Consider the following 21,482-nt stretch of genomic DNA (forward strand, 5'->3'; position numbering starts at 1 on the left):
CCACTTCGGGCGTCGTACCCGACCTGTCTCGCCCCCTGATCAGCACCGGCCCCCACCGGTGCTGCTCATCAGAGTACGGGCGGGGGGCAGGAGCGGAAGGTAATTTGCAGAACTGGTTGGCCGACGCGTTTATGGTGAGCCGCATGTTTCGTCTGGAGACAGAAGTCGACAAGTCTCGCCAGGATCTGCTCCGCCGGCGGCTGCGGGACACCAACACCGCGGCCTCCCCGATCCTGCGCGCCCTGCGCGGAACCCCAGGTGAACGCGAACATCCGCTCCAGGTCTGGGCGTTGGACGACTCAGGTGCCGTGGCCGGCGGGCTCGTGGGTCACACCTGGACCACCTGGCTCCATGTCACGTACCTCTGGGTCGACGAACGCCACCGCGGTGCCCGCCTGGGTTCGCAGTTGCTCGCAACTGCAGAGCGCATGGCCCGCGACGAACGGGCCTGCACGGCCGTACGCCTGGAGACATGGGACTTCCAGGCGCCGGAGTTCTATCGCAAGCGCGGGTACGACGTGGTGTGCGTGATCCCCGACTATCCGCCGGGGATCACGGAGTACACGCTCACCAAGCGACTGGGGTGAGCGTGTCAGCGCACCCGCCGCGCACCCGCCGCCGGCACCGCCTCGAACACCCGCGGCGCCGTGAACCCGGCGGCGGCGAAGGCCTCCTCGACGGACTTGGTGACGGTCTCGACGTCGGCCGCCTCCGCCAGGACGATCGCCGAGCCGCCGAAGCCGCCGCCGGTCATGCGGGCCCCCAGGGCGCCGTTCGCCAGGGCGGTGTCCACGACCAGGTCCAGTTCCGGGCAGGAGATGCGGAAGTCGTCGCGCAGTGAGGCGTGGCCGGCCGTCAGGACCGGGCCGATCGCGCGCGTGTCGCCCGACTCCAGCAGCGCGACGACCTGCTCGACGCGCTGGTCCTCGGTGACGACGTGGCGCACCAGCCGGCGCACCTCCTCGTCGTCGCCGAGCCGGTCGAGCGCCGCGTCCAGCTCGTCGTACGCCACGTCTCTGAGCGCGTCCACACCCAGCAGCGCCGCGCCCTTCTCGCAGCCCGCGCGCCGCTTGCCGTACTCCCCCTCGCTGTGGGAGTGCTTGACCTGGGTGTCGACGACGAGCAGGCGCATGCCCTCGGCAGCCAGGTCGAAGGGGATCTGCTTCTGGGAGAGGTCCCGGGTGTCGAGGAACAGGGCGTGCCCGGCCTCGCAGCAGGCGGACGCCGTCTGGTCCATGATGCCGACGGGGGCGCCGACGTAGACGTTCTCCGCGCGCTGGCACAGGCGGGCCAGCTGCCAGCCCTTCAGGCCGAGGTCATAGAGGTCGTTCAGGGCGAGCGCCACGACGACCTCCAGCGCCGCCGACGACGACAGGCCCGCGCCCGCCGGGACCGTCGAGGCCAGGTGGATGTCGGCGCCCGTCACCGCGTGGCCGGCCTGGCGCAGCGCCCAGACCACACCCGACGGGTACGCCGTCCAGTTCCGGTCCGACTCGGGCTCCAGCTTCTCGACACGCAGTTCCACGACGCCGCCCTCGACGTCCGCCGAGTGCAGCCGCAGGGCGCCGTCCGTGCGCCGTGAGACCGCGGCGACCGCGGTGTGCGGCAGAGCGAACGGCATGACGAAGCCGTCGTTGTAGTCGGTGTGCTCGCCGATCAGGTTGACCCGGCCCGGCGCGGCCCACACCCCCTCCGGCTCCGCCCCGTACAGCTCCCTGAACCGCTCGGTGACCGCGGCTGCCGTGTCGACGCTCATCCCCTGACCCTGACCTTCCCTGCTGAACCGGCCGAAGCGGCCGGTGAGTTGACCGGCCGAACAGCCGTAGAACGTACGGCCGTGCTGACCGGCCGTAGAACTTAGCTTTCGCGCCGCTGGGCGAACTCCCACGCGTCGGCGACGATCCCCGCGAGATCCGCGCGGGACGGGTTCCAGCCGAGCCGCTCGCGGGCGGTGTCGGCGGAGGCGACCAGGACCGCCGGGTCGCCGCCCCGGCGCGGGGCCACGACCTCGGGGATCGGGTGCCCGGTGACCTGGCGGACGGTCTCGACGACCTCGCGGACGGAGAAGCCGTTGCCGTTGCCGAGGTTGCAGATGAGGTGCTCGCCCGGCTCGGCGGCCTTGAGCGCCAGCAGGTGGGCGTCGGCGAGGTCGGCGACGTGGATGTAGTCGCGCACGCAGGTGCCGTCCGGCGTCGGGTAGTCGTCGCCGAAGACGGAGATCGCGTCGCGCCGGCCCTGGGCGACCTGCAGGACGAGCGGGATGAGGTGCGACTCGGGGTCGTGGCGCTCGCCGCAGTCGCCGTAGGCACCCGCCACGTTGAAGTACCTGAGGGACACGGCACCGAGGCCGTGCGCCGCCGCCTCGCCGGAGATCATGTGGTCGACGGCGAGCTTGGAGGCGCCGTACGGATTCGTGGGCTGCGTCGGGGCCGACTCGACGATCGGCACCTCCTCGGGCTCGCCGTAGGTGGCGGCGGTGGAGGAGAAGACGAGCTTGCGCACACCGGCGTCACGCATCGCGCCGAGCAGCGCCATGGTGCCGCCGACGTTGTTGTCCCAGTACTTCTCCGGCTTCACGACCGACTCGCCGACCTGCGAGAACGCGGCGAAGTGCAGCACGGCGTCGAAGGAGGAGTCCAGCCACTTGGCGGCGTCGCGGATGTCGCCCTCGATGAAGGAAGCCCCGGCCGGCACGCCCTCGCGGAATCCGGTCGAGAGGTTGTCGAGGACGACGACCTCGTCTCCCGCCTCCAGCAGATGCTGGGCGACCACGCTGCCCACATAGCCGGCGCCACCGGTGACCAGGTACTTCCCACTCATGAACTCGCTACCTCTCGCAGTCGCTCGGCCGCGCGCTCCGGCGGCACGTCGTTGATGAACACGTTCATGCCGGACTCGGAACCCGCGAGAAACTTAAGCTTGCCGGAAGTGCGTCGGATGGTGAAAAGCTCGAGGTGAAGAGCGAAGTCCTCACGCACCACGCCCTCGAATTCCTCCAGTGTGCCGAACGGCGCCTGGTGCCAGGCGGCGATGTACGGCGTCGGAGGCTCACCCGCGGAGTTCTCCCCTCCGTCCCGTCCGTCGAAGATCCGGTCGAAGCGCCTCAAGAGTTCCAGATAAACCTTGGGGAACTCTGAGCGCGCCTCTTCGTCGAGCGCGAGCAGATCGGGCACCCGGCGCTTCGGGTACAGGTGGACCTCGTAGGGCCAGTGCGCGGCGTACGGCACGAAGGCCGCCCAGTGTTCACTCTCCAGGACGACCCGCCGGTCGGCGAGTTCACGCTCCAGGACGGCGTCGAAGAGGTTCCCCCCGCCGGTGGCGTCCTTGTGGGCGGCCAGCGAGCGCAGCATCAGGGCGGTACGCGGGGTGGTGAAGGGGTAGGCGTAGATCTGCCCGTGGGGGTGGCCGAGGGTGACACCGATCTCGGCGCCGCGGTTCTCGAAGCAGAAGACCTGCTCCACGGAGGGCAGGGACGACAGTTCGGAGGTCCGGTCGGTCCACGCGTCCAGGACCAGCCGGGCCTGCTCCTCGGTGAGGTCGGCGAAGGAGGCGTTGTGGTCGGAGGTGAAGCAGACGACCTCGCAGCGCCCGGAGTCACCGGCGAGCGAGGGGAATCGGTTCTCGAAGACCACGACGTCGTACGACGAGTCGGGGATCTCGCTCAGTCGCTCACCCTCCGAAGGGCACAGCGGGCACTCGTCGGCCGGCGGGTGATAGGTCCGCCCCTGCCGATGCGAGGCGATGGCGACCGCGTCCCCGAGCAGCACGTCCCGGCGGACCTCGGACGTGGTGACGGTCCGGTCCAGCGGCCGCCGGTCGACGGCGTCCCGCACGGTGTCGTCGCGCAGGTCGTAATAGACGAGCTCACGACCGTCGGCCAGCCGGGTCGAGGTCTTCTTCACGCTGGACTCCTCCATCAAACATAACTAAACACAGAGAAACACAACTCACCACCTCAGTCAACATCACAATCAAACAAAGACCATCATCTGACGTGTTCAGTTACTGAAACACGGCGGCGTAGGTTCCGCTCTGTATCGGTTCGCGCAACGAAGCGAGTACTTATGCAAACCCCCACACATTCCCCCACCTACCTCGCCGCCGAGCTACGGCTCCCCACGAACTGGCTCGACTACACGCTGCTGGGTATCTACTTCGTCGTCGTGCTGGGCATCGGCTTCGCCGCCCGCCGCTCGGTGAAGACCAGCCTCGACTTCTTCCTCTCCGGCCGCTCCCTGCCCGCCTGGGTCACCGGCCTCGCCTTCATCTCCGCCAACCTGGCCGCCACCGAGATCCTCGGCATGGCCGCCAACAGCGCGCAGTACGGCGCCTACACCGTCCACTGGTACTGGATCGGCGCCATCCCGGCCATGGTCTTCCTCGGCCTGGTGATGATGCCCTTCTACTACGGCAGCAAAGTCCGCTCGGTCCCGGAGTTCCTGCTCATGCGCTTCGACAGGGGGGCGCACCTGCTCAGTTCGATCCTGTTCGCCTTCGCCGCGATCCTGATCGCCGGGGTGAACCTCTACGCCCTGGCGATCGTGGTCGAGGCACTCCTCGGCTGGCCCCAATGGGTCGCGATCGTCGTGGCGGGCTTCTTCGTCCTCGCCTACATCACCCTCGGCGGCCTGTCGTCGGCGATCTACAACGAGGTCCTGCAGTTCTTCGTGATCCTGGCCGCGCTGATCCCGATCACCGTGCTGGCGCTGAAGAAGGCGGGCGGCTGGGACGGCCTGACGGACACCCTGACCAAGTCCCACGGCGACGACTTCGTCACCGCCTGGGGCGGCACCGGCATCGGCGACGCGAACCCGCTGGGCGCGAACTGGCTGACGATCGTCCTGGGCCTGGGTTTCGTGCTGTCCTTCGGCTACTGGACGACGAACTTCGCCGAGGTCCAGCGGGCGCTGTCGGCCAAGAACCTCTCAGCGGCCCAGCGCACTCCGCTCATCGCGGCGTTCCCGAAGATCTTCATCGTGTTCCTGGTGATGATCCCGGGTCTCGCGGCGGCGGCCCTGGTCCCCGGCTTCGGCACCGAGGAGTCGGGCTATCAGTACAACGACGCCATCCCGTACCTGATGGAGGGCCTGCTGCCGAACGGCGTCCTCGGCATCGCGGTCACCGGCCTCCTCGCCGCCTTCATGGCGGGCATGGCGGCGAACGTGTCCTCCTTCAACACGGTGTTCACGACCGACATCTGGGCGCGGTACGTGGTCACGGACCGCGAGGACGGCTACTACGTCCGCTTCGGCCGCCTCATCACCGCGATCGGGGTGCTGGCGTCGATCGGCACGGCGTTCCTGGCGTCGTCGTTCTCCAACATCATGAGCTACCTCCAGACCCTCTTCTCCTTCTTCAACGTGCCGATGTTCGTGGTCTTCATCGTCGGCATGTTCTGGAAGCGGGCGTCGATGAAGTCGGGCTTCTGGGGCCTGCTGGCAGGTACGACGGCGGCGATGGTCAACTACTTCGTCCTCTACAAGCAGGACATCATCTCGATCCCCTCCGACCAGGGCGCGAACTTCGTCTCCGCGATCGCGGGCTTCGTGGCCGGCGGAGTCGTCATGGTGGCCGTCTCCCTCTTCACGGCCCCCAAGCCGACGGAGGAACTCCAGGGTCTGGTCTACGGCACCCGCTCGCCCGGCATGGCCGAGCCGCCCGCGCCGGGGGACGAGGCGTGGTATCGCAAACCGGCGTTGCTGGGCTGGGGCGCGGTGGTCCTCGCTGCGGCCTGCTACATCCCGTTCTCCTTCTGACGACGGAGCTCTGAGAACTCATGACCGACCACCACTCCGAACGCCCGGGCTCCTCCGAGAAGGATCTGCTGCGGCAAGTCACGGACCTGGAGGGCAAGTCCGCGACGGCCGCCCGGCTCTTCGACATCCGGCGCATCATCGGCGGGCTCTTCGTGCTCTACGGCGTCATCGTCACGATCACGGGCCTCACCGACGACGACGCCGCGATCGACAAGGCCCAGGGCATCAACATCAACCTCTGGACCGGCCTCGGCATGCTGCTCCTGGGCCTGTTCTTCCTGACCTGGCTGAAGCTACGGCCTGCGGCACCGCCTCCTCCGGAGACCTCACCGGAAGACGAGCCGGCCCCGTAACGCCGCCCCCGGCGGGGTCAACCCCCAACTCCTCGCCCCCGCCGCCCCTACCCGTCCCGTACCTGGGGGCCTGCGGCCCCCAGACCCCCGCTTCGGCCCTGAACGGGCCTCGTCCTCAAACGCCGGACAGGCTGAACGATGCCCACCGGCGCTGAAAGTGACCGGCGCAGTGGCCGTGGTGGTGGCGTACCTCCGCGGCGCCGCAGTCGCCCGCGGCGGCAAGGGGACGTGCCAGGGGGTGTCCGTCCGCCCGCAGTGGCCGACGTCAACACGCGGTTCCTCCTGGCCCAAGGGACCGCCGGTCCGAGGACGGACACCCTCCGGCACGGCCCCGACCCACCCAACGCACTGCAGGCGCTACGCGCACCCCCACCGAAACAGCCACAGGCCGCCGCGGGCAGCGCACCCGTCACGCACCGCCCTCCCCCGCCCGATCCAGCAATCCCGTCCGCGCCGCCAAGGCAGCCGCCTCCAGCCGCGACCCCACACCCAGCTTCATCAGCACCCGTTGGACATGGGTACGCGCAGTCGACGGTGCGATGCCCATGCCCGCCGCGATCAGGCGGGTGTCCTCGCCGTCGGCCACGCGCACCAGGACCTCGACCTCCCGGGGCGTGAGCATCTGCAGCAACCGCTGCCCCTCGTCGTCCGGTTGGGCGGCAGGGTTGAGCAACTCGCTGAACGCCCCCTGCAGCAGCTGCGGCGCCACCGCCGCCTCCCCCGCCCTGGCCTTCATGATCGCCCGTTCGACACCCTCTATCCGCTCGTCGTGCCGCACATAGCCGGAGGCCCCCGCCGCAAACGCCGCCGCAATCCCCCGCGGACTCGGCACCGGCCCCAGCACCAGCACAGCCACCTGCGGCCGCTCCCGCTTGATCCTCACCACCGGATCGAACATCCCCGGCTCCGCGGGCGTCGCCGTCCCCAACAGGCACACCTCAGGCGCCCGCGTGATCACCAGCTCCGCCGCCCCCGCGGCCGGCGCCGCCGCGGCCAGCACCCGGTGCCCCCTCAGCTTCAGCGCCGAGGCCAACGCCTCCGCGAGCAATCGGTGGTCGTCGACCACCATGAGCCGCACTCCCATCGAGCAACCCCCCAAGTCCCCCCAGTCCCCCCAATGGAATCCGGCCAGCGCCCACTACGGAGCCCCACCACGGATACCCACTGGCCGCGCGGACAGAAGCCCCCTCCTGGCTCCCCCGCCCTTCATGCCCCCGGAAGCTACACGCTTGTTCGACGTTCCGCTCCCCCTACTGGTGAGAAGTGCCCCGGAACGGCGGATTTTCTGGCTTTCCCCGCATTCGAGGACGATGAGACGGTACGACGGTACGCACATGGCCCCGCTCCTGAACAGGAACGGGGCCATGGTCGTCGGCGGGGTCAGCTCACTCGACCGTCGTACCGAACGCGATCACATGAGCCTTCGGGTCGGCCGAACTCGTCAACTCGCTCGCGTATACGGCGGACATGTACAGATGCCCCTGCGAGTAGATGAACTCGGAGTACTCCGGAGACATCCGCGTCTCCACATCCCGCACCGCCCGCGCCGCCGGATTCTCCAGCAGCTTCGTCTCCTTGAAGCTGCCACCGTCCACACTGACGATCTGCCCGCCCTTGTCGTACGGCGGCCGCTTGTACGCGATCACGTTGCCGCCGTCCATCCGCAGCGGCGTGATCGTGTACCCGTCCCCCGCGTCCGCCCGCTGCCCGGTCTGCTTGCCGGTGGTCAGGTCGAAGGCGACGATCTCGTTGGTCCGGCCGCGCTCCCCGCCGCTGCTGTGCTGCTCGGTCTCCACGTAGAGCCGGTCGTTGCCCACCACGACGCCCTTGCACTGCTCGATCGTGGTGACGCCGGAGCACTTGGCCGCGAACTGGTCGGCCGGCACGGAGATACGGATGCGCAGCTTGCCGGTCTTGTTGTCGATGGAGAAGACGTCCGAGATGCCGATGGCGTCCGACTGCCCGGCCTCGGCGGCCACGACGAGCGGCTCGGTGGACACCACACTCGCGTACTCGACGCCCTCGGCCATCTTGTACTCGGAGATCACCTTCCCGGACTTCGGGTCGATGGTCTGGATGTGCAGCTGAGGCTGGTCGTAGGAACCGCACTTGCGCACGGCGACCAGCTTCGCGCCACCGGCGTACCCGAGGTCGTAGCAGCCGTCCTCGGCCTTCGGCACCCACAACTGCTTGCCGGTCTCGAGGTCGAACGCGGTCCCGCCACTCGTACCGCCGGCGGCGACCGTGCCGCCGCTGACGGTGAGGTTGTCGAAGCGCAGCGGCCTGCCGTCCACCTCGGTGCTCTTCGTCCACAGCTTCTTGCCGGCGTCGAGGTCGATCGCCGCGACCTCGCTGCAGCCGTGCGAGGGCCGTTCCTTGGTCGGCATGTCGGGCTGGAAGGCGACGGCCGTCAGCCCGTCCTCGTTGACGTGCTTACTGGCCTGGCAGACCGGCCCCGGCAGCTTGACGGTCCACAGCTTGGTGCCCTTGTCGCGGTCGTAGCCGACGATCTCGGCGACGCCGCTCTTGACGTACGCGTCGTCGGTCAGCCAGGAGCCGGACACCACGACGCTGGTGTCGTCCTCCACGTCGGGCGCCTTGACCTGGAAGAGGACATCGGAGTTGGTGTCGGCGGGCACCTTCTCTGTGCCGTCGGGGGCGTCGACGCCGCCGCCCCCGTCGCCGTTGTCCCCGCCACCGGTGCCGCCGCTGGAGCTGGCGGTCTCGTCCTTGCCGCCCTCGTCACCGGACTTGGCGTACAGCACGCCACCGATGATCAGCGAGATCACCACGACGGCCGCCGCCACGATGACGGCGAGCTGCCCGCTGGACCGCTGCCCGCCACCGCCCGGCCCGGTGGCCTGGGGGTGCATCGGCACGGTCTGCTGCGGATAGCCGTAGCCGCCCGGCTGACCGTAGGGGTTCTGCTGCTGGCCGTACGGGTTCTGCGGCTGCCCGTACGGAGCGGGCTGCTGGCCGGGGTAGCCGTACCCGGCAGGCGGAGTCGGAGGTTGACCCCCCTGGCCCCCCTGGGGTGCCTGCGGATAGCCGTACCCCGGCTGCTGGGCCCCGGACGGCGGACCCTGCGGGGGCGGCGGCGTCTGCGCAGGCGGCGGCGGTGTCGGCGGGCCGAAGCCGCCGCCCCCCTGCTGCTGGGGCGGCTGGTCCTGCGGCGGGCCGAACCCGCCCTGCGGGGGCTGGTTGGGCGGCGGAGGCGGCGGCTGGGTCATGGCGTGGGTACCTCAGGGGAGGGGGACGACGGGCACGGCGGGGACTTGGGGGACGACGGCGAAGGGAAGGTCTGCCGCTCGCCTCACTTGCCGAAGGCGAGAATCAGCTTCTCCTTGGATTCGTCGTTGCCGCTCAGCCGGGTGCTCGAGAGGTAGAAGCGCCCGTCGGCCCAGTCGAACGCCTTCGAGAAGAAGCCGTTCTCGACGTCCGCGGCGCCGGCCGGGTTCCGCAGCAGCGTCGTCGGCTTGGGGTTGCTGCCGCTGACCGGGATGGACACGACCTGGCCGCCCGCGTCGTACGACGGGTCGACGTACGCGATGAGCTTGCCGTCCTCGACCTTGATCGGCAGCATCGGCTCCTCGGCGGGGGACTTGACGCGCCACTTCTCCTTGCCGTTGGCCAGGTTGATCGCGACGATCTCGTTGGCCCCGGTGGTCGCCTTGGTCGGCATGTAGAGGGTGTCGGCGTCGGAGGCCACACCGGAGCAGCCCTGGAGGTCACGCTGCAGGATGGCCCAGCCGCACTGGGCGCCGATCTCCAGAGCGACCTCGACCTGCGAGCGGCGCTTGCCGTCGTCGCCGAGCGTGGAGATGTTCCACTGCTTCTTGTCCTCGTTGGTGCTGTAGAGGACCAGCGGGTCGAGGGAGAAGACGCGCGCGACCTTCCACCCCTTGTCGAACTGCCAGGTCCACTTGGCCTTGCCGGTCGCCGGGTCGAGCTCCTGCACCTCGTCGTGCTCGTTGCTGCCGGTGGCGTCGCAGCCCGCCACGGCGATCAGCTTGTCGCCGCCCGCGAAGGCGTCCGGGAAGCACTTGTCGCCGAACCTCGTCTTGTCCCACAGCTTCTTGCCGCTGTTGACGTCGTACGCCGTGCCGGACTGCGAGCGGCCCACCATCAGCGTCTTGCCGGTGATGGACAGTTCGACGTCGAGGGTGCTGTCGAACAGCGCGCCGTTGGCGACCGAGGCCTTCCAGCCCTTGGCGCCGGTGTTGAGGTCGACCTGCTGGAGCTGGTTGCACTTGGCGCGGTCGCTGCTGCCGCTCATGTAGGCGACGACGATCTTGTCGTCGGACGACTTCTGCGGGGTGACCGCGCAGATTTTCTGCGGGAAGGTGATCGGGTCCCAAGTGGCCTCGCCGTCGCCGACGTTGTAGGCGAAGAGCTGCTTGTACGCCGCCTTCACCGCGGCCTTGTCGGTGATCCACATGCCGGGGGCGTCGGCGCCGGAGGCGGGCGCGTCGGGCGCGGGCTTGTACCAGAGCACCTTCGCGTCGCCGGACTGGCGGCCGCCGTTGAGGTTCTCCGGGTCGGCGCCGCCGCCACTGCCACCGCCGCCCTCGGGGTCGTCGGACGGGGACTCGGTGTTCTTCGAGTCGCCGCTCTCCTGGGCGACCGGCTTCTTCGGGTCGTCGTCGCCGCTGGTCACCGCGTACACGCCGCCGCCGATGACGAGCAGCGCCGCCACCGCGGCACCGATGGCGAGGGCGGGCTTGCCCTTGAAGGGGTTGCGCGAGCCGGGCTGCGGGGCGCCGGGCGCGCCCGGGTACTGCGGCTGCCCCGGGTAGCCGTAACCCTGGGCGGGCTGCTGGCCGTAGGGGCCGGGCTGCTGCTGATAGCCGTACGGCCCCGGCTGCTGCTGCGGCTGTGCGTACGGGCCGGACTGGTACGGGCCCGGCTGTGCCGGCTGCTGCTGCGGGTAGCCGTAGCCGGGCTGCGGGGCGCCGGGCGGCGGGCCCTGCGGGGGCGGCGGCGTCTGCGGCGGGCCCTGCGGCGGGGGCGGGGTCTGCGGCGCGTCCTGCGGAGGCTGCGGGGCGCCGAAGCCGCCCTGCCGCGGGTCCTGCGGTGCGCCGAAACCACCCTGGGGCGGCTGGTTGGGCGGCTGGCTCATGAGCGGTTCCCCCTCGTGACCGGTGTGGTGCCACGTCATGTGCCGTCGCGTTTCCGCCACACCGACGGTTCTCAGACTGTTCTCAGACGGCTCTTTCTATCACCCGCCGACGACAGTGCACCGGGCCGTCTCGCCCCCTGTTCCCAAGGGAGGACCGGCCTGTGATGCCCCCGTTATGCGCCTTCACGCGCCCTTCACGCGGGCGCGGAAGGGCGCCAAAGGGCGCGGACGCGCCCTGAAGGGGCGCGGGACTGCATCGATATGCGGCTACCGCCGCGCGAGCGCGACCAGCCACAACGGCGCCGCAGACGACAGCCGACACACAGCGGCACCTCGGTAGTCGCGCCCTTCCCGGCGAAACGCTACGCGTCCTCCGCAAGTTCCAGCCAGCGCAGCTCCAGCTCGTCCCGCTGGCCGGCCAAGTCGCGCAGTTCCGCGTCGAGTTCGGCGACCTTTCCGAAGTCGGTGGCGTGCTCGGCGATCTGCGCATGCAGCTTGGTCTCCTTCTCGGAGACCTTGTCGAGCTGGCGCTCGATCTTCTGCAACTCCTTCTTGGCGGCGCGCACATCGGCGGCGCTCTTCTCCGGTACGGCCTTCTCGGCGGCCGGAGCGGACACCGCCCCGGCGGCGACCTGGGCCTCCATGCGGTGGCGGCGCTCCAGGTACTCGTCGATTCCGCGCGGCAGCATCCGCAGGGTGGCGTCGCCGAGGAGGGCGAACACCCGGTCCGTGGTGCGCTCGACGAAGAACCGGTCGTGGGAGATGACGATCATCGAGCCCGGCCAGCCGTCGAGGACGTCCTCCAGCTGAGTGAGGGTCTCGATGTCGAGGTCGTTGGTGGGCTCGTCGAGGAAGAGGACGTTCGGCTCGTCCATCAGCAGGCGCAGCAGCTGGAGCCGGCGCCGCTCACCACCGGAGAGGTCCCCGACCGGCGTCCACTGCTTCTCCTTGCCGAAGCCGAACGTCTCGCACAGCTGCCCGGCGGTCATCTCCCGCCCCTTGCCGAGGTCGACGCGCTCGCGCACCTGCTGAACGGCTTCCAGCACCCGCACGTGCGGGGCGAGTTCGGCGACCTCCTGGGACAGATAGGCGAGCTTGACGGTCTTTCCGACGGAGATCCGCCCGGCGGCCGGCTGCGCCTCGCCCTCCGTCCGTGCCGCCTCGGCCATGGCCCGCAGGAGAGACGTCTTGCCGGCGCCGTTGACACCGACGAGGCCGATCCGGTCCCCGGGACCGAGCTGCCATGTCACATGCTTGAGCAGCACCTTGGGGCCGGCCTGGACGGTGATGTCCTCCAGGTCGAAGACGGTCTTCCCGAGCCGGGACGAGGCGAACTTCATCAGCTCGCTGCTGTCCCGGGGCGCGGGTACGTCCTTGATGAGCTCGTTGGCGGCCTCGACACGGAAGCGAGGCTTGGACGTGCGCGCGGGGGCGCCGCGGCGCAGCCAGGCCAGCTCCTTGCGGACCAGGTTCTGCCGCTTGACCTCTTCGGTGGCGGCGATGCGCTCGCGCTCGGCGCGGGCGAAGACGTAGTCGGAGTAGCCGCCCTCGTACTCGTAGACGTCGCCCTTCTGCACGTCCCACATGCGCGTGCAGACCTGGTCGAGGAACCACCGGTCGTGGGTGACGCACACGAGCGCGGAGCGGCGCTCGCGCAGGTGCTGGGCCAGCCAGGCGATGCCCTCGACGTCGAGGTGGTTGGTGGGCTCGTCCAGGACGATGAGGTCCTGCTCCTCGATGAGCAGCTTGGCGAGCGCGATCCGTCGCCGTTCGCCGCCGGAGAGGGGGCCGATGACGGTGTCGAGGCCCTGCGGGAAGCCGGGCAGGTCGAGGCCGCCGAAGAGGCCCGTGAGCACGTCCCGGACCTTGGCGTTGCCCGCCCACTCGTGGTCGGCCATGTCCCGGATGACCTCGTGCCGGACGGTCGCCTCGGGGTCCAGCGAGTCGTGCTGGGTGAGCACCCCGAGCCGCAGCCCGCCGGAGTGCGTGACCCGGCCGGTGTCGGCCTCCTCCAGCTTGGCCAGCATCCGGATCAGGGTCGTCTTGCCGTCGCCGTTGCGACCGACGACGCCGATGCGGTCCCCCTCGGAGACGCCGAGCGACACACCGTCGAGCAGGGCACGGGTGCCGTACACCTTGCTGACGTTCTCGACATTGACCAGATTGACGGCCATTACTCTCCTGCCCAGGGGGTCGGTCAGCCTCCCAGCCTAGTCGGCCCGTACGACAGCCTCGTGCGCCCCGGGGATCGGCAGCCCCGGGGCGCTTCGCCGTGGAGGCCGGCGTCAGCGGCGGGCGGCCGCCGCGCGGACCTCGGCGAGGAGGTCGTACATGACCTGGCCGGGGCACTCGGTGTCGAAGTAGTCGCGGTGACCGCCGACCGTGTTCGTGTCCTTCTTGGTGCCGTTGACGGGGTTGGTGTACGTCACCCTCGCCCGCGGGTCCAGGCCCTCGAACCGGGATATGACCTTGATCAGCCGGATCAGGGAGGCCTTGGCCTCAGCCGCCCCACGGGTACTGCGATCGCAGTACTTCCGTGTGGAGATCGGGCGAAGAACGCGTACTTGTGAGTACGTCGTCACGCTCCGGCGGACCGCACCACCGTGGCCCCCTGCGCGGGCCCGGACGTCGTGCGCACCGCCCGGCAGGTGCCCGACGACCGCAGGGTGTCGGCCACCTTCTCCGCCGACTCGGCGTCCCGGGCGAGGAACGCCGTCGTCGGACCCGAGCCGGAGACCAGCGCCGCGAGCGCACCGGCGGCGCGGCCTGCGGCGAGGGTGTCGGCGAGCTCCGGGAAGAGGGAGAGGGCCGCTGGCTGGAGGTCGTTGGAGACGGCCGCGGCGAGCGCGTCGGGGTCACCCTTCGCGAGGGCGGCGAGGAGCGGCTCGGAGGCGATGGGCTCGGGGATGTCGGTGCCCTCGCCGAGCCGGTCGAACTCACGGAACACGGCCGGCGTCGACAGCCCTCGGTCGGCCATCGCGAACACCCAGTGGAAGGTGCCGCCCACGTCGAGCGTACGCAGCCGCTCGCCCCGCCCGGTGCCCAGAGCCGCCCCGCCGACCAGGCTGAACGGCACGTCACTGCCCAACTCGGCGCAGATGTCGAGCAGTTCCTCGCGGGAGGCGTGCGTACCCCACAGCGCGTCGCAGGCCAGCAGCGCGCCCGCGCCGTCCGCACTGCCGCCCGCCATGCCGCCGGCGACCGGGATGTCCTTGGCGATGTGGAGGTGGACGTCGGCGTCGAGGCCACGGCGTTCCGCCAGGGCGAGCGCCGCGCGGGCGGCGAGGTTCGTACGGTCGAGCGGGACCTGGTCGGCGTCGGGCCCGTCACAGGTGACGCGCAGCCCGTCGGGCGAGGGGGTCACGGTGACCTCGTCGTACAGCCCGACCGCCAGGAAGACGTTGGCCAGGTCGTGAAAGCCGTCGGGCCGCGCGGCGCCGACCGCGAGCTGGACGTTGACCTTGGCGGGGACACGTACGGTGACGCTCGCGCTCACTTACTCGGACTCCTTGTGCTGGGCGCCGGCCGCCTTGTGCTCGGCGATCCGGACGAACTCCTCGACCGTCAGCGCCTCTCCGCGGGCCTGCGGTGAGACGCCGGCGGCGACGAGGGCCTCCTCGGCCGCGGCCGCCGAGCCCGCCCAGCCGGCGAGTGCGGCCCGCAGGGTCTTGCGGCGCTGGGCGAACGCGCCGTCGATGACGGCGAAGACCTCGCGCCGGGAGGCGGTGGTCTTGAGCGGCTCGGCGCGCCGGGTCAGGGAGACCAGCCCGCTGTCGACGTTCGGGGCGGGCCAGAAGACGTTGCGTCCGATGGCGCCGGCCCGCTTGACCTCGGCGTACCAGTTGGCCTTGACCGAGGGGACGCCGTACACCTTCGAACCGGGCGACGCCGCCAGTCGGTCGGCGACCTCCGACTGCACCATGACGAGGGTGCGTTCGATGGTCGGGAAGGTTTCGAGCATGTGCAGGAGGACGGGGACGGCCACGTTGTAGGGGAGGTTGGCGACCAGCGCGGTGGGCGGCGGGCCCGGCAGTTCGGCGACCTGCATCGCGTCGGAGTGCACCAGCGCGAACCGGTCGGCGCGGTCCGGCATGCGGGCCGCGATGGTCGCGGGCAGCGCGGCGGCGAGGACGTCGTCGATCTCGACGGCGGTGACGCGGTCGGCCACCTCCAGCAGCGCCAGGGTGAGCGAGCCGAGTCCCGGTCCCACCTCGACCACCACGTCGTCGGGGCGGACGTCCGCGGTGCGGACGATACGGCGGACCGTGTTCGCGTCGATCACGAAGTTCTGGCCGCGCTGTTTGGTGGGGCGCACACCGAGGGCGGCCGCCAGTTCACGGATGTCGGCGGGGCCCAGGAGGGCGTCGGGGGTGGGGCTGCTCACCCGACAAGGGTACGGGGCCGTACAGCCGGCACCGGCCGCCCGTCACCACAGGTGGCTCACCCGTGCAGCCGCTCCCCGCAGTGCGGCCAGGGACTCGCTCCCTGCCGCACATACAGCTTCTTCGCCCGTGCCGTCTGCTCCGCCGCCGGCGCGTCCTGCGGACGGCCCTTCCCGCCGAGGCTGCGCCAGGTGTGCGTGTCGAACTGGTACAGCCCGCCGTACGTCCCCGACGAGTCCACCGCGTCCGCCCGGCCCCCGGACTCGCACGCCGCGAGGCCCTGCCAGTCCAGACCTCCCGCGCCGCGCACCGACGTCGGCAGCGGCTTGGTGCCGACCTTCACCACCTGCGTCTGCGGCTCGCGCACCACCTCGGACCCGGTCCGCCGCGGCTTCTGCCGGACGCCGTTGACGGTACGCAGCGAGTACGTGACCCGCCGCAGCCCCAGCTGCCCCGCCCGCTCGACGACCTCCGTGCCCTTGAACACCGAGGGGTCCTCGATCCGCTGCACGGCGAACTGGATCGCCTCGTCGCGGATCTCCTTGCGGCCGGTGATCCGCAGGACCGTGACCGTCTGCCCGTCGCGCGGGAAGCTGTCGAGCGGGACGGACGTCGCGTCCTGGCCGCGCAGGGTGATGCCGGCCTGCTCCACGACCTCGCTCACGGTCGCCGCGTTCGTACGAATCGTGCGCGCCCGCCCGTCCGCCATGACCGTCACCGCGCGCTCGGTGCGCACATCCAGCGCGAGTCCTTCACGCCCGATGCTTTGGGAGCGCGACGCCGAGACGTACGCCCCCTCCGCGCGCACCCCGATCTGCCTGAGCGCCGCCTCCACCGTGCGCTCCGTCGTCCACACCTCGCGCCGCTGGCCGTCGAGCGTGAGCCGCACGGGGCGGCCGTAGCGCACCGCGACCTCGTCACCGCTGGTGAGCGCCGCATCGGGTGCGGGCGCCACCACGTCGTGCGCGCCGACGTCGACACCCTCCTCGGTGAGCAGCTCGGTGACGTCGTCCGCGAAGGTGTGCAGCGTGCGCGGCTTGCCGTCGACGCTCAGCTCGATCGCCTTGTCCTCGGCGACGAAGGCGCTGGTGCCGCCCGCGAGGAACGCCACGACCAGCGCCTGCGGGACGAGCCGGCGCATGGGCCCGTCCCCCCGCTCGGCGACCTTCCCCCTGCGCCGGTGCGCGGCCCGACGTCCGCTCCTGGGGCGCACCACCGGCTCGTACGCCGCCTCGTGCGCCGTCTCGGACGCCTCGTAGGCAGGCCGGTAGGTGTCCTCGTACGTGGCGTAGGCGGTGCCGTATGTGCTGTATGTGCCGTACGCGTCGTGCGTCTCGTACGGCCCCGGCACCCCGTACCCCAGCGTCTGCGCGCTGTGCGGGTCGAAGCCGCCGTACGCCGGGGGCTCGTGGGCCGGGCTCGGGCCATACGTCTCGAACTGCGCGTTGCTCACGACGACACGCTCCAGCGGAGGGGTCCGTTTAGGGCCCCCAGAACCTAGCGGAGCGCCGATTACTCTCCAAGGCGACGCGACTACGCACAGTGGCGACCACGTCGAGGTGGACCCGGGCGAGCGTTATCGAGCGGTTATCCGTCAGTAGCCGAAGGCATGTGCAGTGTTCGAGCCCAGGGCCTCCGCCAGCGCGTCCTCGTCGATCCCCCGTACGGCAGCCATGGCACGCACCGTGATCGGAATGAGATACGGAGCGTTGGGCCGTCCGCGGTACGGGGCAGGCGTGAGGAACGGCGCGTCCGTCTCCACGAGGAGCAGCTCCAGCGGGGCCACCGCCACCGCGTCCCGCAGATTCTGGGCGTTCTTGAAGGTGACGTTGCCGGCGAAGGACATGAAGTACCCGGCGCGGGCGCACACCTGGGCCATCTCGGCGTCCCCGGAGTAGCAGTGGAAGACGGTCCGCTCCGGGGCGCCCTCCTCCTTCAGCACCCGCAGCACATCCGCGTGGGCCTCGCGGTCGTGGATGACCAGCGCCTTGCCGTGCCGCTTGGCGATCTCGATGTGGGCGCGGAAGGACGCCTCCTGCGCCTCCTTGCCCTCGGGCCCGGTGCGGAAGTAGTCGAGGCCGGTCTCGCCGACGCCCTTGACCTGCGGGAGCGCGGCCAGGCGGTCGATCTCGGCGAGCGCCTCGTCGAGCGCCCGCGCACCACCCGGCTCACGCGCCCCCTGCCGCGACCAGCCGTCGGGGTCCCCGTGCACGATGCGCGGCGCCTCGTTCGGGTGCAGGGCGACGGTCGCGTGCACGGCGTCGTACTGCGCCGCCGTCTCGGCCGCCCACTGCGAGCCGCGTACGTCACAGCCGACCTGCACGACCGTCGTCACGCCCACCGACGCCGCCTTGGCGAGCCCCTCCTCCACCGTGCCGGACTGCATGTCGAGGTGGGTGTGCGAGTCGGCGACCGGCACCCGCAGCGGTTCCGGGAGCGGCGGGGCGGCGTGCTTGTCGGCGGCGTTCGAAGGCATGCCCCGATCCTACGAAAGGGGTCTGCCCGAGCGGCCGGGTGATCGGCTCAGCTCGCCTTGCGGTGGAAGACGTGCAGCAGATCGGACAGCTGCCAGTGGTGGTGCGGCTCGGCCGGCGCCGACTCCGACGCCGACTCGGGCTCGGCCTTCGGCTGGGTGGGGATCGGGCCGGCGCGGTGCAGGGAGTTCTGCACGGAGGACACCTGGCCGGGCCGCATGATCCGCACGACGTGGCCGTCGCAGTTCTGGCACGTGGGCCGGCTCAACGGGGACGGCACCACCTGGCCGTTCGCGACGTACATGACGAACTCGCGCCCGTCACCGTCCAGGTGGTGCTCTATCTCGTACGACTGCTCCCAGCCGTGCCCGCAGCGCATGCAGGCGAACGAATACGACTCGTGGACGACGGCGGTCGCGGCGCTGCGAAGGCCCGTGGTCTGCTGTGCGATCTCACTCATGCCAGCTCCTGTGGTCCGCTGGGTGGGACGGGTCGCGTCCCTCAACCCAGTGGACTCCTCCGCAGGAGTGAACGCACGGAATCTGTCCAGTGTTGGCGCCGACTTGGACGTTCCTTGCCGAAAGGGCCGGGTCCCTTTACCCCGGCATGGGGCGCCCGCTCATGCGATATACGCCCTGCTCACACGGCACTTCACGCCCCCGCCTTCTTCGCCGCCACCACGGCGTCGAAGACCTCCCTCTTGGGCACCCCGGCCTCCGCCGCCACCGCCGCGATGGCCTCCTTGCGCCGCTCTCCCGCCTCTTCGCGGATGCGAACCCGCCGTACGAACTCGGTGGCGTCGACCTCCTCGGCCCCCTTCTCGGGCGCCCCCTCGACGACGACGGTGATCTCCCCGCGCACGCCCTCGGCCGCCCACTCGGCCAGCTCCCCCAGCCCGCCGCGCCTGACCTCCTCGTACGTCTTGGTCAGCTCCCGGCACACGGCGGCCCGCCGCTCGGCGCCGAACACCTCGGCCATCGCGGCGAGCGTGTCGTCGAGCCGGTGCGGCGCCTCGAAGTAGACGAGGGTGCGCCGCTCCTCGGCCACCTCCTTCAGGCGCGAGCGCCGCTCCCCCGCCTTGCGCGGCAGGAACCCCTCGAAGCAGAACCGGTCGACGGGCAGCCCGGACAGGGCGAGCGCGGTCAGCACCGCGGACGGCCCCGGCACCGCGGTGACCTTGATGTCCTTCTCGACCGCCGCCGCGACCAGCCGGTACCCGGGGTCGGACACGGACGGCATCCCGGCGTCGGTCACCAGCAGCACCCGCGAGCCCTCGAGCAGCGCCTCGACCAGTTCGGGCGTACGGGCCGACTCGTTGCCCTCGAAGTACGACACGACCCGCCCGGCCGGCTGCACGCCCAGCGCCTGGGTGAGGCGCCGCAGCCGCCGGGTGTCCTCGGCGGCGACCACGTCCGCGCCGGCCAGCTCCTCGGCCAGCCGGGGCGGGGCGTCCTTGACGTCGCCGATGGGAGTGCCTGCCAAAACAAGGGTTCCTGTCACGTTTCCATCCTCGCAGGGCGCATCCACGCGACTGTCACAGACGTGTTCCCTACGATGGCGCGGTGACCAGTACCGCGTCCTCCACGGACACCCGGCAGGGCCAGGCGATCCACGAGCAGCGGCCGTCGTGGCAGCAGCGGCTGCGCCGTTTCGGCTACACGGCGACGCCCGTCAGCGACGTCCGCGACCGGCTCGTGCCGCCTTACGTCCAGCCCAGCCCGCGGATGTGGCAGTTCCTCGGCGTCCCGCGCCCGCTCGCCGAGCGGATCGCGCGCTGGTCGGGCTGGATCGGCCCGCTGCTGGTGACGCTGCTGGCGGGAGTGACGCGGTTCTGGAACCTGGGCAACCCGAAGGCGGTGATATTCGACGAGACGTACTACGCCAAGGACGCCTGGGCGCTCGTTCACCGCGGTTTCGAGGTCAACTGGGACAAGAACGCCAACGACCTGATCCTCAAGGTCGGCGACCAGGTCCAGATCCCGGCGGACGCGGCGTACGTGGTGCATCCGCCGGTCGGCAAGTACGTCATCGGGCTCGGCGAGCTGATGTTCGGGTTCAACCCGTTCGGCTGGCGGTTCATGACGGCGCTGCTGGGGACGCTGGCCGTGCTGATGCTGTGCCGCATCGGGCGCCGAATCTTCCGCTCCACCTTCCTCGGCTGCCTCGCGGGCACGCTGATGGCGGTGGACGGGCTGGCCTTCGTGATGGCCCGCACCTCGCTGCTCGACGGGGTGCTGATGTTCTTCGTGCTGGCGGCGTTCGGCTGTCTCGTCATCGACCGGGACCGGGCGCGCGCGAAACTCGCGGCCGCGCTCCCGGCCGACCCCGACGGCAGGTTCCGCCCCGACGCGCACATCGCCGAGACCCTGCGCCTCGGCTGGCGCCCCTGGCGCTGGACGGCGGGCCTGATGCTGGGCCTGGCCATCGGCACCAAGTGGAACGGCCTGTACTTCCTGGTGGCGTTCGGCCTGCTGACGGTCCTGTGGGACGTCGGCGCCCGCAAGGTCGCCGGTGCCCGTCACTCCTACATGGCGGTGCTCAAGCACGACCTGGGCTTCGCCTTCCTGGCGACCGTGCCGGTGGCGATCGTCACCTACATCGCCTCCTGGACCGGCTGGATCCTCTCCCCCACGAACGGCAGCGGCGGCTACTACCGCGACTGGGCGAGCGCCGACGGCCGCAGCAGCAGCTGGTCCTGGCTGTTCCCCGACTGGTGGCTGAGCCTGTGGCACTACGAGCACCAGGTGTACGACTTCCACGTCGGCCTGTCGTCGCCGCACACCTACCAGTCCAACCCGTGGAGCTGGCTGGTCGTCGGCCGTCCGGTGTCGTACTTCTACGAGTCCCCCGCACCCGGCAAGGACGGCTGCCCCGTCGACGCGGGTGAGAAGTGCGCCCGCGAGGTGCTGGCCCTCGGCACGCCGCTGCTGTGGTGGGTGGCCGCCTTCGCGGTCCTGTACGTCCTGTGGCGCTGGGCCTTCCGCCGTGACTGGCGCGCCGGCGCCATCGCCTGCGGTGTCGTGGCCGGCTACCTCCCCTGGTTCCTCTACCAGGAACGCACCATCTTCTTCTTCTACGCCATCGTCTTCCTGCCCTTCCTCTGCCTCGCCGTGGCCATGCTCCTGGGCGCCATCATCGGCCCGCCACGCGCCGGAGACACCCGCCGGGTGGCGGGCGCCACGGGCGCGGGCGTGCTGGTGCTGCTGATCGCCTGGAACTTCATCTACTTCTGGCCGATCTACACGGGCACGGCGATCCCGGTCGACGACTGGCGGTCGCGGATGTGGCTGGACACCTGGGTCTGATCGGCCAAACGGCCACTCTTCGGTCAATAGTTCGGCCAACAAAAGAAAACACCTCTCACACCTTTCCCTCATGCCACTTACAGTGCGGTGGAC

Annotated in this window: 18 protein-coding genes; 4 read left to right on the forward strand and 14 right to left on the reverse strand. The window is 70.6% G+C overall.

What is annotated here, in order from left to right; translation table 11 throughout:
- Nucleotides 1-131 precede the first annotated feature (131 nt).
- On the forward strand, nucleotides 132-587 hold the full coding sequence (locus AB5J55_RS17470) for a GNAT family N-acetyltransferase (RefSeq protein WP_369276217.1): 456 nt from the start codon (nucleotides 132-134) through the stop codon (nucleotides 585-587).
- A 5-nt stretch (nucleotides 588-592) separates the two neighbouring features.
- Here the strand turns inward: AB5J55_RS17470 and galK are convergent, their stop codons facing one another.
- The 3 genes from galK to galT form a co-directional block, all read right to left on the reverse strand.
- Nucleotides 593-1,756, reverse strand: a complete 1,164-nt coding sequence (gene galK / locus AB5J55_RS17475; RefSeq protein ID WP_369271573.1) for a galactokinase — start codon at nucleotides 1,754-1,756, stop codon at nucleotides 593-595.
- A gap of 101 nt (nucleotides 1,757-1,857) precedes the next feature.
- Nucleotides 1,858-2,820, reverse strand: a complete 963-nt coding sequence (gene galE, locus AB5J55_RS17480; protein WP_369271574.1) for a UDP-glucose 4-epimerase GalE — start codon at nucleotides 2,818-2,820, stop codon at nucleotides 1,858-1,860.
- Nucleotides 2,817-3,902: a galactose-1-phosphate uridylyltransferase gene (galT, locus tag AB5J55_RS17485; protein WP_369271575.1), complete on the reverse strand. Its 1,086-nt coding sequence runs from the start codon at nucleotides 3,900-3,902 to the stop codon at nucleotides 2,817-2,819. Before galT ends, galE begins: the two co-directional genes overlap by 4 nt.
- A gap of 162 nt (nucleotides 3,903-4,064) precedes the next feature.
- On the opposite strand from galT, the gene AB5J55_RS17490 reads away from it, so the two are divergent.
- Both AB5J55_RS17490 and AB5J55_RS17495 read left to right on the forward strand, forming a co-directional pair.
- Nucleotides 4,065-5,756, forward strand: a complete 1,692-nt coding sequence (locus tag AB5J55_RS17490; protein WP_369271576.1) for a sodium:solute symporter family protein — start codon at nucleotides 4,065-4,067, stop codon at nucleotides 5,754-5,756.
- Between the two features lie 20 nt (nucleotides 5,757-5,776).
- Nucleotides 5,777-6,109, forward strand: coding sequence for a hypothetical protein (locus tag AB5J55_RS17495; RefSeq protein ID WP_369271577.1), 333 nt, complete (start codon nucleotides 5,777-5,779; stop codon nucleotides 6,107-6,109).
- Nucleotides 6,110-6,518: 409 nt separating this feature from the next.
- Here AB5J55_RS17495 and AB5J55_RS17500 read toward each other — a convergent pair whose 3' ends face one another.
- The 11 genes from AB5J55_RS17500 to rsmI all read right to left on the reverse strand — a co-directional run bounded on the left by AB5J55_RS17500 (nucleotide 6,519) and on the right by rsmI (nucleotide 19,584).
- Nucleotides 6,519-7,193 carry a LuxR C-terminal-related transcriptional regulator gene (locus AB5J55_RS17500; RefSeq protein WP_369271578.1) on the reverse strand — a complete coding sequence of 225 codons (675 nt, stop codon included), beginning with the start codon at nucleotides 7,191-7,193 and terminating at the stop codon, nucleotides 6,519-6,521.
- A gap of 301 nt (nucleotides 7,194-7,494) precedes the next feature.
- Nucleotides 7,495-9,339: a PQQ-binding-like beta-propeller repeat protein gene (locus AB5J55_RS17505; RefSeq protein ID WP_369271579.1), complete on the reverse strand. Its 1,845-nt coding sequence runs from the start codon at nucleotides 9,337-9,339 to the stop codon at nucleotides 7,495-7,497.
- Between the two features lie 83 nt (nucleotides 9,340-9,422).
- Complete coding sequence (locus AB5J55_RS17510) at nucleotides 9,423-11,228, reverse strand: PQQ-binding-like beta-propeller repeat protein (RefSeq protein WP_369271580.1); 1,806 nt, start codon at nucleotides 11,226-11,228, stop codon at nucleotides 9,423-9,425.
- A 362-nt stretch (nucleotides 11,229-11,590) separates the two neighbouring features.
- Entirely contained in the window at nucleotides 11,591-13,402 is a 1,812-nt protein-coding gene (locus AB5J55_RS17515; RefSeq protein WP_369271581.1) for an ABC-F family ATP-binding cassette domain-containing protein, read from the reverse strand.
- Nucleotides 13,403-13,513: 111 nt separating this feature from the next.
- Entirely contained in the window at nucleotides 13,514-13,810 is a 297-nt protein-coding gene (locus tag AB5J55_RS17520; RefSeq protein ID WP_369271582.1) for a hypothetical protein, read from the reverse strand.
- A complete protein-coding gene (locus AB5J55_RS17525; RefSeq protein WP_369271583.1) occupies nucleotides 13,807-14,724 on the reverse strand; it encodes a 4-(cytidine 5'-diphospho)-2-C-methyl-D-erythritol kinase in 918 nt (305 codons plus the stop codon). Before AB5J55_RS17525 ends, AB5J55_RS17520 begins: the two co-directional genes overlap by 4 nt.
- The gene (rsmA, locus tag AB5J55_RS17530) at nucleotides 14,725-15,612 is read right to left on the reverse strand and encodes a 16S rRNA (adenine(1518)-N(6)/adenine(1519)-N(6))-dimethyltransferase RsmA (protein WP_369271584.1); all 888 of its coding nucleotides are present in this window, start codon (nucleotides 15,610-15,612) and stop codon (nucleotides 14,725-14,727) included.
- 56 nt (nucleotides 15,613-15,668) lie between these two features.
- Nucleotides 15,669-17,063, reverse strand: a complete 1,395-nt coding sequence (locus AB5J55_RS17535; RefSeq protein ID WP_369271585.1) for a ubiquitin-like domain-containing protein — start codon at nucleotides 17,061-17,063, stop codon at nucleotides 15,669-15,671.
- 141 nt (nucleotides 17,064-17,204) lie between these two features.
- A complete protein-coding gene (locus AB5J55_RS17540) occupies nucleotides 17,205-18,086 on the reverse strand; it encodes a TatD family hydrolase (RefSeq protein ID WP_369271586.1) in 882 nt (293 codons plus the stop codon).
- Between the two features lie 47 nt (nucleotides 18,087-18,133).
- On the reverse strand, nucleotides 18,134-18,544 hold the full coding sequence (locus AB5J55_RS17545) for a hypothetical protein (RefSeq protein ID WP_369271587.1): 411 nt from the start codon (nucleotides 18,542-18,544) through the stop codon (nucleotides 18,134-18,136).
- Between the two features lie 191 nt (nucleotides 18,545-18,735).
- Nucleotides 18,736-19,584: a 16S rRNA (cytidine(1402)-2'-O)-methyltransferase gene (gene rsmI, locus AB5J55_RS17550; RefSeq protein WP_369271588.1), complete on the reverse strand. Its 849-nt coding sequence runs from the start codon at nucleotides 19,582-19,584 to the stop codon at nucleotides 18,736-18,738.
- 62 nt (nucleotides 19,585-19,646) lie between these two features.
- Here rsmI and AB5J55_RS17555 point away from each other — a divergent pair, with 62 nt between their 5' ends.
- Nucleotides 19,647-21,389, forward strand: coding sequence for a dolichyl-phosphate-mannose--protein mannosyltransferase (locus tag AB5J55_RS17555; protein WP_369271589.1), 1,743 nt, complete (start codon nucleotides 19,647-19,649; stop codon nucleotides 21,387-21,389).
- Nucleotides 21,390-21,482 lie beyond the last annotated feature (93 nt).

The organism is Streptomyces sp. R11 (assembly GCF_041051905.1).
In the GTDB taxonomy this organism is placed as follows: domain Bacteria; phylum Actinomycetota; class Actinomycetes; order Streptomycetales; family Streptomycetaceae; genus Streptomyces.

What these genes read in the sequence shown, in the direction of transcription:
- AB5J55_RS17470 (WP_369276217.1), top strand. Translation starts at nt 132, where the DNA reads ATGGTGAGCCGCATGTTTCGTCTGGAGACAGAAGTCGACAAGTCTCGC.
- galK (WP_369271573.1), bottom strand. Translation starts at nt 1,756, where the DNA reads ATGAGCGTCGACACGGCAGCCGCGGTCACCGAGCGGTTCAGGGAGCTG.
- galE (WP_369271574.1), bottom strand. Translation starts at nt 2,820, where the DNA reads ATGAGTGGGAAGTACCTGGTCACCGGTGGCGCCGGCTATGTGGGCAGC.
- AB5J55_RS17490 (WP_369271576.1), top strand. Translation starts at nt 4,065, where the DNA reads ATGCAAACCCCCACACATTCCCCCACCTACCTCGCCGCCGAGCTACGG.
- AB5J55_RS17495 (WP_369271577.1), top strand. Translation starts at nt 5,777, where the DNA reads ATGACCGACCACCACTCCGAACGCCCGGGCTCCTCCGAGAAGGATCTG.
- AB5J55_RS17500 (WP_369271578.1), bottom strand. Translation starts at nt 7,193, where the DNA reads ATGGGAGTGCGGCTCATGGTGGTCGACGACCACCGATTGCTCGCGGAG.
- AB5J55_RS17505 (WP_369271579.1), bottom strand. Translation starts at nt 9,339, where the DNA reads ATGACCCAGCCGCCGCCTCCGCCGCCCAACCAGCCCCCGCAGGGCGGG.
- AB5J55_RS17510 (WP_369271580.1), bottom strand. Translation starts at nt 11,228, where the DNA reads ATGAGCCAGCCGCCCAACCAGCCGCCCCAGGGTGGTTTCGGCGCACCG.
- AB5J55_RS17515 (WP_369271581.1), bottom strand. Translation starts at nt 13,402, where the DNA reads ATGGCCGTCAATCTGGTCAATGTCGAGAACGTCAGCAAGGTGTACGGC.
- AB5J55_RS17540 (WP_369271586.1), bottom strand. Translation starts at nt 18,086, where the DNA reads ATGCCTTCGAACGCCGCCGACAAGCACGCCGCCCCGCCGCTCCCGGAA.
- AB5J55_RS17545 (WP_369271587.1), bottom strand. Translation starts at nt 18,544, where the DNA reads ATGAGTGAGATCGCACAGCAGACCACGGGCCTTCGCAGCGCCGCGACC.